Raw genomic sequence first — 17,632 nt, forward strand, 5'->3', positions numbered from 1 at the left:
GGGTGTCGTTTGCCGCAAGTGCAAGTCAAACGCGGTATCAGCTTTGGGTATGCCACTGCGTATCGGGGCGCAGAACGTGGGCATCGCGCACGCGGCGCGTGTAGCCCAGGCGGTCAAAGCATTCAATGATCTGGATAGCGCGCTTGCGGCCCAGACCTGTGACATCGCGGAACTCGCGTGCCACCACTTCGCCGTTGGGGGTGGCGCTGGCCAGCTCTTTGATGGTGCGGGCCAGCTCATCCATGTTGGAAGCGGTGTAGAACAAGTCTTTGACCACCTGAAACACCAAGCCCTGGCGGGCCAGTTTGCGCAGTAGCTGGCGCACAACTTCTTCGCCTGTGCCGGTGTCTGCGGCCAAGTCACGCACCCATGGTGGGTCAAAGCGGCCTGCGTCCAGCAGGGGCAGCAGTTGCTCTGACAAGGCTTGCTCCTGGGCGCTGAACTGCACGCTGTGGCTGGGCAGGTGCAGCCACGCGCCGCTGCTGGCCAGTTGTTGGTCTTGCAGCAGCTGATCAATCAATGCTCGCCACAGTTTGTCGTGCTGGCTGTGTACCAGACCGGGCCATGCCATGCGGCGCAGGCGGGCGGCGTTAATGCCGGGCTCGTCGGGGTACTTGTCGTGAAAGCGGGCAATAGTGTCCATGACCTGCTGCTGCAGTTGCTGCCAGCGTGCGCTGTCAAGCAGCAGTGCGTCGCCATCGGTTTGTGCAATACGCTGGGTGCCGGGTAAGTCCATGCCATCCATGGCGCGGCCACTCAGGCGCTGTAGTTGCGACAAGCTGATGCCGTGTGCCGCATGCGTTACTAAGGCCGCAGGTGCGCCTGTAGTAACCAGCGACTCCAGCGCTTGCAGATAGGCCAAACGCGCAGCACTGCGGCGCTTGCGGGCCGGGGCGTAGGGGTCAAGCACCATGCCGCCCGCAATGGTGCGGCTGGCTTGGGCATTGCGAATGATGAGGCGGTCGCCCGGAATCGCGTAGACGGGGTGGTCCAGCACCAGTTGTGCGGCCACTTCCGTGCCCGGTTCAATCGCGCCATCTTGCAGCAGGGCTACGTGAGCGGTGCAGCGCTGGGTGCCAATGTGCACATGCACGGCGGTCCACTGCTGCATGGGCGGGGCTTCTGCCAGCAGGTGCAGGCGAATGTCAATGCGGTCACTGGCCTGCAGCACGCGCGCGTCGGCGATCCAGTCGCCGCGAATGATGTCCTCTTTGGCAATGCCTGCCAGATTCAGTGCGCAGCGCTGGCCCGCCAAGCCCACTTGTGCCGCCTGATTTTGTGCGTGGATGCTGCGCACGCGCACGGCTTGACCACTGGCCGAGTGCTGCAACACATCGCCCACAGCGACTTGGCCGCTGAACACGGTGCCCGTCACCACCGTGCCTTGGCCGGGCAGGGTGAAAACGCGGTCTACCGCCAGGCGGAACAGCCCGTCTTGGGGCCTGGAAGGCATCATCAGCGCCTGTACTTCCAGGTACTCGCGCAGCGCCTGCACACCGCGGTCGCCGGGTTGGCTGGCTGCCGTTTCAAAAATTGGGCTTTCGTGCAGGCTGGAGACGGACAGGATGGCTGCAATTTCCAGCCTCACTTCTTCGATGCGCTGGGGCAGCACGCGGTCCACCTTGGTCAGGGCGACGGTGCCTTTTTTGACACCCAGCAGCTGCAAAATTTCAAGGTGCTCCAGCGTTTGCGGCATCACCCCGTCGTCGGCTGCCACCACCAGCAAGGCGTGGTCAATGCCCACAGCGCCGGCGGCCATGGTGTGCACAAAGCGTTCATGGCCGGGTACGTCAATGATGCCCAGCACATCTCCGTTGGGCAGGGGGGCATAGGCATAGCCCAGCTCAATCGAAATGCCCCGCGATTTTTCTTCTTTGAGGCGGTCAGTTTCCACGCCCGTGAGGGCGCGCACCAACGTGGTTTTGCCGTGGTCAATGTGTCCAGCGGTACCGATGATCATGCAAACACTTTCTAGTCAGCAAAAATATTTAAGCAAATATGCCTCTGGCGCTTATCTGGTAAGCGCTGGTAGCTATTGATTTATTGAAGTGCGGCCAGTTGCTGCACAAACTGCGCTTGCATGGGCTCTTCCAGGCAGCGCAAGTCCAGCCAGAGTGCATCGTCGTGCAAGCGGCCAATGACCGGGCGGGGCAGGGCACGCAGGCGCACTTCCAGCTGGGTCAGCTGGCGGCCAGCTTGCTTGCCGCTGGCTGGGTAAAGCTTCAGCCCAAAACTGGGTAGGTTCTCTACGGGCAGGGCGCCACTACCAATTTGGCTGTGCATTGCGGCAGGCTCTACCACCCACGTATCCCCCAGCACGGTTTGCAGCTGTGGTGCCAGGCTTTCGGCCTGGGCCTGCATTGCAGCTTGGGGGCGGGTGAACAGGCGCAGCGTGGTCAGACGTTCGGCCAGTTTTTCTGGGTGCAGGTACAGGCGCAGTGTGGGCTCCAGGGCGGCCAGCGTGAGTTTGCCCACGCGCAGGGCACGTTTCATGGGGTTCTTTTTGATCTGCGCAATCAATTCCTTGCGGCCTACGATGATGCCCGCCTGGGGGCCGCCCAGCAGTTTGTCGCCCGAGAAGGTGACAATGTCGGCCCCGGCATCCACCGTTTCTCGTACGGTCACTTCGTGGGGCAGGCCCCAGTGGCGCAGATCGACCAAAGTGCCGCTGCCCAGATCCACCATCATGTTCAGGCCGCGCTCATGGGCCATGGCTGTGACTTCAGCGTCTGAGACACTTTTGGTAAAGCCCATCACTGCGTAGTTGCTGGTGTGTACCTTCATCAGCAAGGCGGTGCGATCGCTGATGGCTTCTGCATAGTCTTTGGCGTGGGTGCGATTGGTGGTGCCCACTTCGAGCAGCTGGCACCCGGCACGTTTCATGATGTCGGGGATGCGGAACGCACCGCCAATTTCCACCAGCTCGCCGCGTGAGACCACAACCTCTTTGCTTGGAGCCAGGGTGGACAGCGCCAGCAGCACGGCAGCAGCATTGTTGTTGACGATGGTGGCAGCCTCGGCGCCGGTCAGCTCGCAAATCAGGGCTTCAACCAGATCATCGCGGTCGCCACGGCCACCGGTTTCGAGGTCGTATTCCAGGTTGGCAGGGTTGGTCAGTGCTTCGACCACTGCATCCACGGCCTCTTGAGGCAGCAGGGCACGGCCCAAATTGGTGTGCAGCACCGTACCCGTGAGGTTGAACACGCTTTTCAGGCGGGGGGCAAAACGCTCGGTCAAGCGGCTTTGTACGGCCTGGGTCAAAGCGTCAGCGCTGACTTGTCCGGCTTGCAGGCTGCCATCGAGCAGGTGGTGACGCAGGCCATCGAGCACATGCCGTACTGCATCGGTCGTGCTGGAGCGACCAAATTCAATCTGCAAGCCTTGCAAGACGGGGTGTTGGAGCAGTTTGTCAACCGAGGGAAGACGTGGGGCGGCAGTGTTCAATGCAGCACTCTCAATGTGAAAACAATAAAAAAAGGCCGCCGCAGCGGCCTTTCGGCAAGTGGGCACAAGTGCTTATTCTGCCGCAGGGTCAACCAGAGCTTCGTCTTGGTTTTCTGTCTGCTCTTGCGAGACAGCGACAAATAGCAAGGGGTTCGCACTGGCGCGCTTGAACGTGGTGCTTTCGCTCATCAGCAAATCCAGCATCAAGCTGGCCAAGTCGTCTGCCAATGGTTCTGCCATCGGGTCTTTTTCTTGATTGACGATTTTGCGGTAGGTGCCGCATTCATCACAGGTTTCTGCTGTGATAACGTCTTTGCTGCCCTCAATGGTCTGGTAGTGAATGCCTGCAGTGGACTCGCAGTGCGAGCACTTCACGCGCACCATATGCCACTCGGTACAGCAAGTGCTGCAGTGCAGGTAGCGGTGGCCGTTGGCCTTGCCGCCAATGCGCAGAACGCTGGCCACAGGTTCGCTGGCGCAAACAGGGCAGATGGAGGCCGGGTCGGTGTAAGGCACATCTGCTGCATTCAAGGCCGCTGCGCGCTTGGCGTAGGTGACCTGCAAAGCAGCCATGATGAAAGGTGCCATGCCAATGTGGCGGGCAGCGACTTCTTTTTCCAGCAGACGTTGAGCGATCTCATCGCGCTCTTCGTGGCTCAGTTCGCGCAAGGACTGAATCAAGGGCTGTAATGGCTCTGGCAGACCTTCGCTGCCTGCCAGGGTATCGAGCATGGCATTGAGTACTTGGTGCCATGCCGGATCGATGTGCTCAGCTGCAGGCAGCAAGGGCATGGAGTGCTGCTGTGCACGAGCCACGTCCGTTGTGTTCAGTGCTTGCAACTCTACTTTGGAGACAGCTGCATGCTGTGCATCCACAATTTTAGCTGCAAATTGCAGGTAATCGGCAATCGGATTGCCTTCGGAAAGCTGACGCAGTCGGGCTGCGCGCTCGGCAAACAGGCTGGCTACTTGAGGCAGCAGGATGCGAGGGAAGGAAGTCTTGTCCAGCGATTCAATTTCGCCGGGCTGAAGAATGCGTTGTTGCATGAAAAGGGGTTCCCTAAATTGAAGCCGCCGGTACGCCCAGCATGGGCTGTACCGGCGGCAATCAACAAGCGTCTAAGTGACTTTTATTTCGCGGCCAAACCAGCGACTTAGTCGTTGTCGCCGGTCATCTTGCGATACCAGCCGCGGTGGTGTTGCTTGGCCCAAGCACGTGTGACTGTGCCATACAACATTGCGCGAATGGTTCCACGGGTCCAAATAGCCGCGTAGACGTGCATGACGATCAGGCCAATCATCCATACTGCTGCAATAGCATGCAGGACGGATGCTGTGCGGACCAGGTCCACAGGCAGGTTCCACCAAGCGCGCCACATCAGAAAACCGGTGATGGTGATCAATGCCATGCCAATGACCAGACCCCAGAACAACAGCTTTTGACCGCCGTTGTACTTGCCTTGTTCAGGCATGTCGTGGTCATCACCATCAATCATTTTGTTCACGTTCTTGAGCCACTCGATATCGCGAGGCTCAATCACGTTCAAGCGCCAGAAGCGGAACGCCATGATGATGAAGAACACAGCCATCACTACACCAATGTAGGGGTGCAGGATGCGGGTCCAGGGTCCGCCACCGAACAATTGAGTCAGTGGGAAGAACGCTGGATGAAAGAACGCCAAGCCAGACAGAGCCAGCAAGATGAAGCAAATGCCTACCACCCAGTGGTTGGCGCGCTCCGATGCGTTATAGCGCACGAGGTCGCGTGGATTGCGTTTCATTGGCCGTTCTCCTTCTTGTCGGCTGCTGCATCCTTGCGGTCCATTTCATCTTCCAATTCTTTGGACACGTCGTTCGGGCCCTTGGTGATGTAATGGAACAGGCTGCCGACAGCGGCTGCGCCCAAAGCTGCCATGGCCAGAGGCTTGGCAACACCCTTCCACAGAGAAACCATGGGGCTGATCTTGGGATCATCCGGCAGGCCCTTGTAGAGCGATGGCTTGTCAGCGTGGTGCAACACGTACATGACATGTGTACCGCCGACTGCAGCTGGGTCATACAAACCAGCATTGGCATAACCACGGTTTTGCAAATCGCCAATGCGGCGTTCTGCTTGCTCATGCATTGCTTTCTTGGTGCCAAACATGATGGCACCCGTTGGACAAGTCTTGACGCAAGCAGGCTCGCGGCCCACAGCCACGCGGTCAGAACACAAGGTGCACTTGTACGCCTTGTGGTCCTTCTTGGAGATGCGTGGAATGTTGAACGGACAGCCTGTTATGCAGTAACCGCAACCCACACACTGGTCTTGTTGAAAGTCCACGATGCCGTTGGCGTACTGCACGATCGCACCAGGCGATGGGCAGGCCTTCAGGCAACCGGGGTCTTCACAGTGCATACAGCCGTCCTTGCGGATCAGCCATTCCAGATTGCCTGTTGCTTCGTTTTCGTACTCGGCAAAGCGCATGACAGTCCAGGACTCGGCCGTGAGGTCGGTAGGATTGTCATAAACGCCAGCAGCCAAAGTGCCGACTTCGTCGCGCAGGTCGTTCCATTCCATGCACGCTGTTTGGCAAGCCTTGCAGCCAATGCATTTGGAGACGTCAATCAGCTTGGCCACTTCTCCACCATGCGCACCGCGTGCGCTGGGGGAAGGGGTAGTGGTCGCGGAGCGACGCTTGATATCGAGGGACATGGTTGAAGACATCAGCTATTTCTCCTTATGCCTTCTCGACCTTGACCAGGAAGGTCTTGGACTCAGGGGTGTAGCTGTTGCCGTCACCAATCGAGGCGGTCAGATTGTTCGCCAGGTAGCCCTTGCGTCCAGTTGACGAGAAGCCCCAGTGAATGGGCACACCCACGTGGTGGATGGTCTTGCCGTCAATCTGCATGGGCTTGATGCGCTTGGTAACTACAGCAGCGGCCTTTACAAAACCGCGTTTTGAGGAAACCTTGACCTTCTGACCCGTCTCGATGCCCAGCTCCTTGGCCAGCGCTTCACCAATTTCGACAAACTGCTCAGGCTGAACAATGTTGTTCAACTGAACGTGCTTGGTCCAATAGTGGAAGTGCTCAGTCAGGCGGTAAGTGGTGCCTACGTGTGGGTACTCCTTTGGATCGCCTGCAGTGCCCTTGGTTGATTCCAAGATACGTGCAGCAGGATTGATGACCGCCAGTTTGTTTTCTGGATACATCGGGTTGTAGCCCAATGGATTGTCAAACGCTTCGTAGTGCGTTGGGAACGGACCTTCGTTCATTCCCTTGCGAGCGAAGAAGCGGGCCACGCCTTCCGGATTCATCGTGAACGGGTTGCAGCTAGGCGGCAGTGTTGCACCAATGTCTGGTACGTCGGCGCCTGCCCACTTTGCACCATCCCACTTGACGAGCACGCGGTTCGGGTCGAAAGGCTTGCCTTGCGTGTCGCACGATGCACGGTTGTACAAAATGCGGCGGTTTGCAGGCCATGCCCATGCCCAGTTCAGCGTATTGCCGATGCCGGTTGGGTCGCTGTTGTCGCGGCGAGCCATCTGGTTGCCCGAAGACGTCCAGCAGCCCGACCAGACCCAGCATCCGCCCATGGTGGTGCCGTCTGCACGCATTTCACCAAAGCCTGCCAGCTGTTCACCCGCCTTGCGAATGACCTTGCCGTCAGCATCGGTCAAATCAACCAGTGCCTTGCCGTTGTATTCCTTGGCAATTTCCTCGGAAGTGGGGTGTGCAGCTTGCGCGTAAGGCCACCACAGGTTGACGATGGGGTCGGGGAACTTGCCGCCGTCCGTTTCGTACAACTTTTTCATGCGCAGGTGCAGCCCGGACATGATGGCGATGTCAGTCTTTGCTTCACCAGGGGCATCAGCCGCTTTCCAGTGCCACTGCAGTACACGCGAAGAGCTCACTACTGCGCCATCTTCTTCGGCAAAGCAGGTGGTGGGCAAGCGGAATACTTCAGTCTGGATAGACGCGGTATCTACATCATTGAACTCGCCGTGGTTCTTCCAGAACTCGGAGGTTTCAGTGACCAGCGGGTCCATGATCACCAAGAACTTCAGCTTCTTCAAGCCTTCACGTACGTTGTTCGAGTTCGCCAGCGCAGCCAATGGGTTAAAGCCCTGGGCAATGTAACCATTGACCTTGCCTTGCACCATCATGTCTGTGATCTGCAGCATGTCGTACTGCTTGTCCAGCTTGGGCAGGTAATCGAACGCCCAGTTGTTTTCAGCAGTTGCAGCAGGGCCGAACCATGCCTTCATCAGGTTGACGTGGAACTTGGGCGTGTTCTGCCAGAAGTTCATCTGACCCGGACGCAGCGTCTTGGGTGTGCGAGCACCGATGTACTTCTCGTACTCTTGTTCGCTTTCGTTGGGTAGCGTCAGGTAACCCGGCAACGAAGCAGACAAGATACCCAGGTCAGTCAGACCTTGGATGTTGGAGTGACCACGCAGCGCATTCATACCGCCGCCAGCAACCCCAATGTTGCCGCACAGCAGCTGAATCATGGCGCCGGTACGCAGCATCTGTGCACCGGTGGTGTGCTGTGTCCAGCCCAGGGCGTACATGATGGTGGCGACACGGCCTGCTTCAGCAGTCGATGCAAACTTCTCCGCTACGTGCAGGAACTTTGCCTTGGGTGTACCGCAGATGCTTTCCACTTTTTCAGGTGTATAGCCTGCGTAGTGGCGTTTGAGCCACTGGTACACGCAGCGTGGGTGCTGCAGTGAAGGATCGACCTTTACAAAGCCGTCTTCACCCATCTCGTAGTCCCACGACGATTTGTCGTAAGTACGAGTTTCGGGGTTGTAACCCGAGAAGATGCCTTCGTCGAACGCAAAGTCCTCACGCACGATAAACGAGAAGTCTGTGTAGTTCTTCACGTACTCGTGGTGGATCTTGTCGTTGGTCAACAAGTAATTAATGATGCCGCCGAGGAAAACGATGTCCGAACCCGAACGGATAGGGGCATAGAAATCGGCAACCGAGGCAGAGCGGTTAAAGCGCGGGTCGACCACCATGAAGTGGGCACCGTTGTGCTCTTTCGCTTCTGTAACCCATTTGAATCCGCAAGGGTGTGCTTCTGCTGCGTTACCACCCATCACCAAGATGACATCAGCATTTTTGATGTCTTCCCAATGATTGGTCATGGCTCCACGGCCAAACGTCGGGGCAAGACCTGCCACCGTCGGGCCGTGTCAGACACGTGCTTGGTTATCGAGCGCCAGCAGACCCCAGGAACGGGCTACCTTGTGTGTGACGTAACCGGCTTCATTGCTGGAGGCCGAGGCGGCCAGCATGCCAGTGGTGAGCCAGCGGTTAACCGTCTGACCCTTTTCGTTCTTCTCAACGAAGTTGGCATCGCGGTCATCTTTCAGATGCTTGGCGATGCGGTTCAGTGCTTCGTCCCAGGACATGCGCTTCCACTCATTGGAGCCTGGAGCGCGGTACTCGGGGTACTGAAGGCGGTGGGGACTGTGCACGAAGTCGAGCAGCGAAGCACCCTTGGGGCACAGTGTGCCGCGGTTGACAGGGTGATCGGGATCACCTTCAACGTGCATGACGGACAGCTTGGCATTTTTCACGCCGTCGCTGTACGAATACATCAATAGACCACAACCGACCGAGCAGTACGTACATGTCTGCCGTGTAACGGTGGCTGCGGCCAGCTTGAACTGGCGAACTTCAGCTAGTGCAGCGGTGGGCGAGAAGCCCATCACTGCCAAGCTGGATGCCGCCAGACTCGAACCAGTCACTTTCATGAACTGGCGTCTGGAGAATTGCACCATGGGGTTACCTTTTTTAAAACTTGACGCTTGTAGGCGGAATTCTAGTTATATGTCTCATACAAGACCCACTCACCTGCCTTTATCCGATGGCAGTGGCTGGTGAATGTGTGCATATGTTTGCATGGATCAAGTTTGCATATAGATGGGCAAACCCTTGGGAGCGGGTAAGACAACGTCTGAAATACAGCTGCTGCGCTTGCGGACAGCACAGTCAGACAAGAGCGGAGACAATTGCAGGCTGGTTATGAAGGTTCTCTGCAGCGCAGAGGGGTGTCGAGGCTCGACCAAGCTTTCTCTTGTCGTCCACACGGTTCTTGGATGCTTTGTTGAGCCTGAGCACCTTTTCTTTTTTGCACTGTTGAATTCTGATGTCCCACCGCCAACCCGTACGTGTCACTGAGATTGCACAGTACAGCGCCATCATTGATGCCCGCACACCTGCTGAATTTGAGCTGGACCACATTCCGGGGGCCATCAATTGCCCTGTGTTGAGCAATGAAGAGCGGGCCATCATTGGCACTATCTATAAGCAGGTCAGTCCGTTTGAAGCCAAGCGTTTGGGCGCATCCATGGTGGCGGCCAACCTTGCTTTGCATTTGAAAGAGACATTTGCAGACAAGCCTGCCAACTGGAAACCATTGGTTTACTGCTGGCGAGGCGGCTTGCGCAGTGGTTCCATGGTGACTTGGCTACGCTTGGTAGGCTGGGATGCCCAGCAACTGGCTGGTGGCTACAAATCTTTTCGCCACCAAGTGGTCGAGCAAATTGATGCCATCGTGCCGCAACTGCAGTTGCGTGTGCTGTGTGGTGCCACAGGAAGTGCCAAGACGAGTGTGTTGCTTGCGCTACAGCAGCAAGGTGCACAAGTGCTGGATTTGGAGGGGCTTGCACGGCACAAAGGCTCGCTGCTGGGTTCTCTGCCTGGGGTTGCCCAGCCCAGCCAAAAGAATTTTGAGACGTTGCTGGCACAGCAAATGCAGGCGCTGGATTTGAGCCTGCCAGTTTATATCGAGGGGGAGAGCCCCAAAATTGGCCGAGTGGGGTTGCCTGTATTGCTGGTGCAGCACATGCGTCAGTCTCCGGTGGTCGAAATCAAGGCCACCCCCGAAGCGCGCTTGGCATATTTGCTGCGTGACTACGCATATCTGGGCGACGACGTGGATACTTTGTGCGAGCGCCTGGGCTTTCTCAAAGAAATTCAAGGCGGCGAAACCATTGCACGCTGGCAGCAGTGGGCGCAGGAAGGCAATCTGCCAGCCTTGTTTGAAGAGCTGATGCGATTGCACTATGACCCACAGTATGAGCGCTCGCAGTCCAAGCATTTTGAGCAGTGGAGTCAGCGACCGAGCATTGCTGCGAATGACCTGTCTGAAACTTCTATCCAACAGCTCGCACAACGTATTGCTGGGTTAAATTCACCAGTATCTGTGACGTGATGACTGATTTCTTCCAAGCAGGAGCACCGTATGCCTGAACATGCATTTCCCCCCATCGATCGCATCCTTGCCAGAAAAGGCAGCTTGGGAGAGGGGATGGAGATTTCTCGTGCACTGCCCACACGCGGACGGCGCATGGTCGGTGCTTGGTGCTTTCTTGACCATCTCGGGCCTATCGCTTTTGATGAAGGTCAGGGCATGCATGTGGGGGCGCACCCGCATACGCGCTTGCAAACCTTTACCTGGATGATTGAAGGGGAAGTCATGCACCGCGATAGCTTGGGCTCAGAACAAGTTGTGAGGCCGGGGCAGGTCAATTTGATGACGGCCGGCTATGGCATATCGCACACTGAAGATTCAGTGGCGCCCGGTGTACGCTTGCATGCTGCGCAGCTGTGGATTGCGCTGCCCCGTGCGGTGGCGGATCAACCCCCCGCTTTTTCGCACTACGCTGACGTGCCGCAGTGGCAAGAGCAAGGCTGCCAATGGTCGTTGATGGCCGGTAGCTATCGCGCTTACACGGCACCCACCGATTTGCACTCGCCCATGCTGGGTCTGGAAGTGCTGAGTGCACAAGGTGCTGATTTCGTACTGGAAATGCGCCCAGATTTTGAATACGGGCTGTTTGCACTGACAGGTGGCTTTGCCCTCGAAGGCGAAACTTATGGGGTTGATGAGTTGGCCTACATAGCGCCGGGGCGCGTGTTTTTGAATGTACAAGTGCCCGCTGGTACGCGTCTGCTGGTGATCGGAGGAACTCCGTTTACCGACCCTATCACCATGTGGTGGAACTTTGTGGGTGCAGATATGGCCAGTATTCGTACATACCGCGCTGCCTGGGAGGCGGGCGATGCACGTTTTGGCAGTGTGCCTGGTGGTGAGCACCGCCGTTTGTCCGCACCTGCCTTGCCTTAGTCATACCAAGCTCTACTAAGAGCCTGCCTTTGACAGGCAGTGGCAGCGCTTCGTGGTAGAGGCCGCATACCCCTGCTGCGTTGATTTGATGAGGTTTGAAATAGATCTTTGTAAGCCATTTGGACGGGGAGAATTTCTTCAGTGCATTCTCAGAGCAACGCCGCGCGCCGGTCACTGTGGCGCATGCAGGCAGGCATGGCGATTTTTTGGATGGTGGTGCTGGGTGTGATGTATGTGGCCATGGACCGGTACTTGCAGCCCTCGGCCTCCGTGATCACTTCTGACGGAGGGCTGCAACTGCAGCGCCACCGGGATGGGCACTTTTATGTAGACGGCAGCATCAATGGTCAGCCTGTGCTGTTTATGGTGGACACGGGTGCTACGTCGATTTCCGTAACCGATGCCCTGGCTCAGCGCGCAGGTCTTGAAGGTGGAGAAGTAGTCCAGTTTCGCACCGCCAATGGCGTGCGCATGGGGCGTCTGGTGCGTGCGCAAAGCGTGACTGTAGGGCCGTTGCAAGCGCGCAATTTGACCGTGGGCACCGGCTATACCGGCACCAGCGAACAAGACGCTCTGCTGGGGCAGAACTTCTTGCGCCAGTTTGATGTGCTGATGCGTGGAGAAGTTATGGAGTTGCGGCCTCGCTAAATATTCATAGCTGTTAACGCACGCTTTAGATGTGCTAACAGCCATTTTTATTCCAGTTTTTGATGTGTGGTCACGCTGCAATGGCAAGCGTGGGTTCTTTGGTCTCCCGCAAAACCTCTACGGACACAAACCGCGATGGCATGGTGAACTGCTTGACCGCCTTGTCCAGCACGCTGGCCTGGTCGTGCAGCGACGATGAAGCCGCACTCGATTGCTCCACCAAGGCTGCGTTTTGCTGGGTCATCTGCTCCAGTTCATCGACTGAGCGCATCACATTGGCAATCTGGCGGTGCTGCACGTGTGTGGCTTCGGTGATTTCGGCAATCACCTGGGCCACGCGGTCAACGCTGCCCACAATGTCATCCATGGTGCTCCCCGCCTGGCGCACCAGCGATGTACCGCTGTCGACACATTCTGTGGATGCGGTAATCAGCGCCTTGATTTCGCGGGCCGCCTCGGCACTGCGTCCAGCAAGTGAGCGCACTTCGTTGGCCACCACGGCAAATCCCCGGCCTTGCTCGCCTGCGCGGGCGGCTTCCACTGCTGCATTCAGTGCCAGGATATTGGTTTGAAAGGCAATGCCGTCAATCACTCCGGTGATTTGGGCAATACGCTCAGAGCTGTGTGCAATTTGCTGCATGGTGTGCACCACGTTGGCGGTCACTTGCTTGCCACGCTGTGCCACATTGGTAGCAGCCTGCGCTTGCTGGTGGGCCATTTCGCTGGATTGGGCGCTGTGTTGGACGCCCTGACCCAACTCTTCCATCGCGCCTGCAGTGGTTTGCAAATGGGTGGCTGTGCCTTCGGTGCGCTCACTCAGGTGGTGGTTGCCACTGGCAATTTCTGCACTGGCGGTAGAGACCTGACCTGCCGCTGCCTGCACTTGCGCGACCAAGCTGCGCAGAGCGCTTTGCATCTCGGCCATGGATTGCACCAGCTGACCCACTTCGTCTCGGTTGAGCGGCACGATATCCTGCGATAAATCTCCTGCGGCCACCCGCTGGGCCATTTTGCGAGCCATTTGCAAGGACCGCATGATGTTGCGCACACTCAAGACTGTGATGGGCAGCATGACGAAAATGGAGGCCAAAACCACTGCTGCCATCAGCATTTTCATGTGCAGGGCTTGCTGTGCAATGGTGGCGCGGCCCGTTTCTAGCTCAGACTGGGCCTGCATGACCGCTGCGCCCAGCAGTGCATCGGCGTCATGGATGGCGCTGCGCACCACCTCAGCTTGCTCGGCGCCTTCCGCCGGGCTGACCAGACCTTTGCGCACTTGTTCCATGACAGGGGCGAGATCTTCACCGTAGCGCTCCAGTGAGGTGCTGACGACGTTGAGCTTTTGCGCATATTCGGAGGAGGGCGGTTGCAGCATCAGCAGCATCTGGACACGCTCTTTGAGGCTGGCAAGAGTGGTTTGCCAGCGTCCCAGCATTTCTGCGACCATGTCCGAGTTGTCGGAATTGACAATCGTGTTTTTTTCGGCCAATTGCACATTCCCTAAGTTGGTGCGCAGCTCGCTGATGTCTACCAATGTCTGCACCCGCGTGGTGAAGATATCTTCTACTGTCTTGCGCGTTTGCTCTAAGGCATAAAACCCTGCCCCGCCAATAATGACCAGCATGGCCAGGCAAAACAGGGTGCCGCAGTAAAGACGGCTTTTGATCGACAGGTTGGCTACAAACTTCATCCCAAATCCCTTCCATGTGCACCGCAACTTGTGGCTGCGATAGATGTAAGCATTCGTTGCAACATTCGCGCCAGCCATCGGGTTGTGGCGGTAAATGTTGAGAGTGGGCTTAGAGACCCAGAATTTTTGCAAGATAGTCGGCGTCTTTATCGCCACGACCAGACAGGCTGAACAGAATGTGATGTGCTCAGATCAGCGTGGAAGCCATTGCACATGGCCTATCCCACGGCGTGTGCGATTTTCAGTGCAGCAATGTTCAGCAATGGCCATTTTTTTCATGAATTTGGTCAGCAATGGTTCTCCCAGACAGTGGTTGTTTTTGTGCGCGCCTGCGCGTCTGTGTGGTTGAGGTCTTCACGCTTTAGGTGAATTTGCGCACCACCCAGCAGTGCAGACCGGCGTTTGGTGTGAAAAATGGGGCTGGGCCGTCTCACATAGCTGGCGAATAGCTCCACCAGCTCACCTTGAAAATTTTGCCGCTGGGCAATCTGTGCGTAGACAGGGTTGATGTCATCCATCGCCTGCTTCAGATGTGGCGTCACCAAGTGGTCACCGTAGGGGCCGAAAAACCCCTGATCATCGTGCATGGGAGCACTGTTGGAGGGTGTGTTCATGTTGGGGCTGTGTTCACAATAGGTGTAAGAGGTTCACCCATATTGATAGCACACGATGTTTGTTCTCCACCATGGGCGATTGCCCGGCTTGTCAGAGCTACGGTGGTGGGATGGTGGATTCTTTATCGTTGCTTGTGTGCGGTTTGATAGCCGATTGCGGCACTAGGTCAGCACACTGACACCAGTCAACATGCCGACTGCTCTACGCCAAATTGGCTGGAATGTCTGCTTCCACCAGCAAACTCAACAAATGCAGCGATTGCTGCCAGCCCAAATAGCAGGATTCCACGGGAATCATCTCAGGCAGGCCTTCTTGGACGATCTGTATTTCCGTGCCACAGGCAACTGCGCGCAGGTCGACTGTGGTGATCATGCTGCCGGGCAAACCGGGATCGTCAAATTGGTCACTGTTGCGAATGCGGGTGTTGGGTACCAGCTCTAGATAGACGCCACCAAAGCTGCTGCGCTCACCAGTGCTCAGGTTGATGAAGGCCATGCGAAAGTGCCCCCCGGGGCGTGCATCCATTTCCTGTACTTCGCAGACAAAGCCGTGTGGAGGCATCCATTTGACGAGGGCTGCAGCGATAGTAAAGGCGCGGTAGATGCGTTCGGGTGGCGCCTGAAGTACGCGGTGCAGCTGAATGGTGTGCGGCATGGCTGGATCTCCTGAACATTGAGCGAGCAGAACCAGCCTAGCTTCATCGTGGAAGCAAAGCGAGTCAAACCCATGGCGGCGAAATGGCAAAACAGGTACCACTGGTGCAGCCATCTGAGCGGTAGCGAACGAGCACTGGTTACTTCACTCAGGACGGGCCAGGGGTGCCCACGCAAAAGGTTGGAGAAGCGTGTGAGCGATATTTTTAGGACTGTTTCAATGAATGTGCGCAGGCCTGAGCACCCAGACGATAGGTTGTACCTGTCTATGCCGCAGGGTGTCACCAGCAGGGCTGTAAGGCTTGTCAGTGGTGCAGCAGGGTGGGGTGTCTTGTGCAGCTACACACGAGAGCGCCATGCTGCCTCCAGTCATGACGCTTATAGGTTGCAAGCTGCGCAGCGTTGTCTGCGCGGCCTGCCCTTGCGGAAGTCAAAAAGTATCAGAGCATTACTGCTTTTGCAGCAGCTTGATCACGCTGGAGAAGTCTTCTTTGCCATTCCCTGCAATGCTGTGCGCTGCATAAATGGCGCGTGCCATGCCGCCCAGCGGGGTGCTGGACTGGGTTTGGATAGCGTTTTCTTGTGCCAGCCCCAAGTCCTTGAGCATCAAGTCGGTGCCAAAGCCACCGACATAACCTTTGCTAGCCGGAGCGGCCTCGTGCACGCCTGGAAAAGGGTTGTACTTTTCCAGCGCCCAGTTTCCACCCGAGCTGCGGCGCATGATTTCGCTCAGCACTTTTGGGTCTAGTCCGTTGGCTACGCCCAGAGCGATGGCCTCGCTGGTGCCCACCATCAATATGCCCAGCAGCATGTTGTTGCAGATCTTGGCAGTCTGGCCTGCGCCGACGGTGCCAGCGTGGAAGATGTTGGCACCCATTTTTTCCAGATAAGGTTTCGCGCGCTCCAGTTGCGATGCAGTGGCACCCACCATGAACGTGAGCGTACCGGCAATTGCGCCGCCGGTGCCGCCAGAGACGGGAGCGTCAATAAAGTCGATACCTGCGGCATCAGCTGCTTTGGCCACTTTTTGGCTGGTGGCGGCCGCAATGGTGGAGCTGTCGATCACGAGGGTGTCTTTGGCAATGGCTGACAGCAGGCCGGGTGCCCCGTCTTTGCCTAGAAACAGCGCTTCTACGTGCTGACTGGCGGGCAGCATGGTGACCACCACTTTGGCACCTTGGACTGCATCTTGCGCGCTGAAAGCCGCGGTAGCCCCTTCGGCCACCAGCTTTGCGACGGCATCTTTGGACAGGTCAAACACGCGCACGTCGTGCCCGGCTTTTTTCAGATTGATGGCCATCGGGCCGCCCATATTGCCCAAACCGATGAATGCAATCGTTGTCATGTGTTGTCTCCTTGGGGTGGTTGTAATTGCGGTTTCAATAGCTGTCAGTGCTAGATGTGTACGCCTTAGACGGCTCAAAGTCTTTGTTCTTATGCATTGCAAATGTTTGCGCTACGTGCTGCCAGCAGACTGCGCAAAATGCTGCGGTGACAGTGCGCCTCGTCTTTGCAGTAACAGCCCACGGAGAAGTTGGTCTGGTGTGACAGCGCGGCCAGCAATTGCAAGGTGCGCTCGGCAGGCGGGTGGGCCAGTTGTTTGTGAAATTGTCTGGCAAACAGTGCCCACTGCTTGTTAGCCTCTGCGGTCTGGCCAGCGTCGTATAGGCGGTGCGACTCTTGTGCCAAGGCCATTGTTTCCGGCTCGGGCGACAGTTCTGGGTACCACACATCGTAGAAATCGCGACTTGCAAACGCGGTTTTTGGCACGCCACGCGGTGGGCGGCGCACAGTGCCAATACGCAAGCCTTCGTCGGGCGTGCGTGGGGTACCGAGCTGGACGATGCGAAGTGCCATGGTGTGTTTCCTGCGTGAGTCGAGCTTTTAAATACGGTGAAGGGCCTTGTTACAGCACATCGTCGTCATCAAACACCGAGTGCTTGCGCGCAGGTGCGGCGGCGCTGGAATGGTGGGCAGCATCGCTGCCCCTTGCTTTGACAGTGCGTTGGCCTGGTAACGTGGGCTGAGCTGCGGTGGCAGACGTCTTGCGTACTTTTTTGGGTGATGCCTTGGCCAGCGGGTTGTAAGTCAGAGCGGCATCTATCCAGTGCTGCCATTGCTCACGCGTGGCATAGGCAGTTGGGCTGATGTAGAAGTAACCGTCCATCAATCCCCTGCTGGAAAGAGGGCGCACGCCCGGTGTTTCTGCCACTTCAGCATGGGTAACTGGCAGCAGACGCACCAATACCTCGTCACCTTCAACACCTAGACACAGCTTGCCATTGACCATGAAGACATGGCAACCAAACATGCGCTTTTCCTGCACATCACTGCAGTCTTGCAACGCACTGCGTACGGCGTCGATCAGGTGCAGGGTTTCGTCAGACAGTGGCTTGGCAGGCATTTTGAGTTGCAGTCAAATCGGTATTTTTTTTGGTGGCGTAAGCGTGTACA

At 57.2% G+C, this 17,632-nt stretch carries 14 protein-coding genes and 1 pseudogene; 3 read left to right on the top strand and 12 right to left on the bottom strand.

Annotated features, from left to right (window positions below):
* Window positions 1-37 precede the first annotated feature (37 nt).
* The 6 genes from selB to fdnG form a co-directional block, all read right to left on the bottom strand.
* Window positions 38-1,960 carry a selenocysteine-specific translation elongation factor gene (selB, locus tag H9646_RS01440; RefSeq protein ID WP_191721546.1) on the bottom strand — a complete coding sequence of 641 codons (1,923 nt, stop codon included), beginning with the start codon at window positions 1,958-1,960 and terminating at the stop codon, window positions 38-40.
* A gap of 80 nt (window positions 1,961-2,040) precedes the next feature.
* Window positions 2,041-3,444, bottom strand: a complete 1,404-nt coding sequence (selA, locus tag H9646_RS01445; RefSeq protein WP_191721547.1) for an L-seryl-tRNA(Sec) selenium transferase — start codon at window positions 3,442-3,444, stop codon at window positions 2,041-2,043.
* Between the two features lie 72 nt (window positions 3,445-3,516).
* Entirely contained in the window at window positions 3,517-4,491 is a 975-nt protein-coding gene (gene fdhE, locus H9646_RS01450; protein WP_191721548.1) for a formate dehydrogenase accessory protein FdhE, read from the bottom strand.
* Window positions 4,492-4,598: 107 nt separating this feature from the next.
* Entirely contained in the window at window positions 4,599-5,225 is a 627-nt protein-coding gene (locus tag H9646_RS01455) for a formate dehydrogenase subunit gamma (protein ID WP_191721549.1), read from the bottom strand.
* Window positions 5,222-6,151, bottom strand: coding sequence for a formate dehydrogenase subunit beta (fdxH, locus tag H9646_RS01460; protein WP_191721550.1), 930 nt, complete (start codon window positions 6,149-6,151; stop codon window positions 5,222-5,224). Before fdxH ends, H9646_RS01455 begins: the two co-directional genes overlap by 4 nt.
* 13 nt (window positions 6,152-6,164) lie before the next feature.
* Entirely contained in the window at window positions 6,165-9,221 is a 3,057-nt protein-coding gene (gene fdnG / locus H9646_RS01465) for a formate dehydrogenase-N subunit alpha (RefSeq protein WP_191721551.1), read from the bottom strand.
* A 368-nt stretch (window positions 9,222-9,589) separates the two neighbouring features.
* On the opposite strand from fdnG, the gene mnmH reads away from it, so the two are divergent.
* The 3 genes from mnmH (at window position 9,590) to H9646_RS01480 (ending at window position 12,220) form a co-directional block, all read left to right on the top strand.
* Window positions 9,590-10,657 (top strand): tRNA 2-selenouridine(34) synthase MnmH, encoded by a 1,068-nt coding sequence (gene mnmH / locus H9646_RS01470; RefSeq protein WP_191721552.1) that lies wholly within the window; start codon window positions 9,590-9,592, stop codon window positions 10,655-10,657.
* A 30-nt stretch (window positions 10,658-10,687) separates the two neighbouring features.
* Complete coding sequence (locus H9646_RS01475) at window positions 10,688-11,572, top strand: pirin family protein (protein WP_191721553.1); 885 nt, start codon at window positions 10,688-10,690, stop codon at window positions 11,570-11,572.
* Between the two features lie 195 nt (window positions 11,573-11,767).
* Window positions 11,768-12,220 (top strand): retropepsin-like aspartic protease family protein, encoded by a 453-nt coding sequence (locus H9646_RS01480; protein WP_225213914.1) that lies wholly within the window; start codon window positions 11,768-11,770, stop codon window positions 12,218-12,220.
* 70 nt (window positions 12,221-12,290) lie between these two features.
* Here the strand turns inward: H9646_RS01480 and H9646_RS01485 are convergent, their stop codons facing one another.
* The 6 genes and pseudogenes from H9646_RS01485 to H9646_RS01510 form a co-directional block, all read right to left on the bottom strand.
* Window positions 12,291-13,910: a methyl-accepting chemotaxis protein gene (locus H9646_RS01485; protein WP_191721554.1), complete on the bottom strand. Its 1,620-nt coding sequence runs from the start codon at window positions 13,908-13,910 to the stop codon at window positions 12,291-12,293.
* 255 nt (window positions 13,911-14,165) lie between these two features.
* A pseudogene (locus H9646_RS01490) lies at window positions 14,166-14,524 on the bottom strand (tryptophan synthase subunit beta); the annotation flags it as partial.
* A gap of 202 nt (window positions 14,525-14,726) precedes the next feature.
* Window positions 14,727-15,179, bottom strand: a complete 453-nt coding sequence (locus tag H9646_RS01495; protein ID WP_191721555.1) for an SRPBCC family protein — start codon at window positions 15,177-15,179, stop codon at window positions 14,727-14,729.
* A 447-nt stretch (window positions 15,180-15,626) separates the two neighbouring features.
* Window positions 15,627-16,523, bottom strand: coding sequence for a 3-hydroxyisobutyrate dehydrogenase (gene mmsB, locus H9646_RS01500; protein WP_191721556.1), 897 nt, complete (start codon window positions 16,521-16,523; stop codon window positions 15,627-15,629).
* A gap of 89 nt (window positions 16,524-16,612) precedes the next feature.
* Window positions 16,613-17,035, bottom strand: coding sequence for a DUF488 domain-containing protein (locus H9646_RS01505; protein ID WP_191721557.1), 423 nt, complete (start codon window positions 17,033-17,035; stop codon window positions 16,613-16,615).
* A gap of 49 nt (window positions 17,036-17,084) precedes the next feature.
* Window positions 17,085-17,582 carry a TfoX/Sxy family protein gene (locus H9646_RS01510; protein WP_191721558.1) on the bottom strand — a complete coding sequence of 166 codons (498 nt, stop codon included), beginning with the start codon at window positions 17,580-17,582 and terminating at the stop codon, window positions 17,085-17,087.
* Window positions 17,583-17,632 lie beyond the last annotated feature (50 nt).

The sequence above is a fragment of the Comamonas avium genome (assembly GCF_014836675.1).
Taxonomy (GTDB): Bacteria; Pseudomonadota; Gammaproteobacteria; order Burkholderiales; family Burkholderiaceae_C; genus Comamonas; species Comamonas avium.